This window comes from Bartonella sp. AP88HLJMH, assembly GCF_042195605.1.
Classification (GTDB): domain Bacteria; phylum Pseudomonadota; class Alphaproteobacteria; order Rhizobiales; family Rhizobiaceae; genus Bartonella.
Map to the genome: position 1 here is coordinate 1 of NZ_JBHIOR010000113.1, position 677 is coordinate 677.

At 36.8% G+C, this 677-nt stretch carries 1 pseudogene; it reads left to right on the top strand.

What is annotated here, in order from left to right:
- Positions 1-677, top strand: a pseudogene (locus ACFIMA_RS09875) (hypothetical protein); the annotation flags it as partial.

Genomic DNA, 677 nt, shown 5'->3' on the forward strand with positions numbered 1-677 from the left:
GCATTTGTAGCACAGCATGGAGAGGAAAAAACCAATAGCAAAATTAAGTTTCTTGCTAATGGAGATATTTCTGCTAATTCAACCGATGCAGTGAATGGTTCGCAGCTCTTTGCTACTAATCAGAATGTTATCACTGTTACGAATAATCTCTCAACAATTTCTCAAAATACATCACAATATTTTGGTGGTGGTGCAGATGTATCTAATGGTAAAGCACCAACTTACACAATTCAGGGTAATTCTCATAATGATGTTGGTTCTGCTTTTAATGCTGTTGATACTTCTATCACGAATATCCAAAATCAGATTACGAATGCGACAAAAAATAGCCTTGTTAAGCAGGAAGGAGATGCAGGTACTATTACCATTGGTGTGACAACAGGGGGTACAGAAATTAATGTTGCAAACAAATCTGGTGAAGCTCGTACAATTTCTGGTGTAAAAGCTGCAGAGCGAAATGATGAAGCTGTTAACAAAGCTCAGCTTGATAAAAGTATAGAGAAGATTTCTAATGATATTAATCTTACAAGTGCTGCTGCAGTTCTCTATGATAAAGAAAAAGATACCGTTAATTATAATAGCATAACTTTGGGTGGTGATAAGACTACAGCACCCGTTTCCCTCCATAATGTTAAAGATGGGAAAATTGCTGAAGATTCGCATGATGCGATCAATGG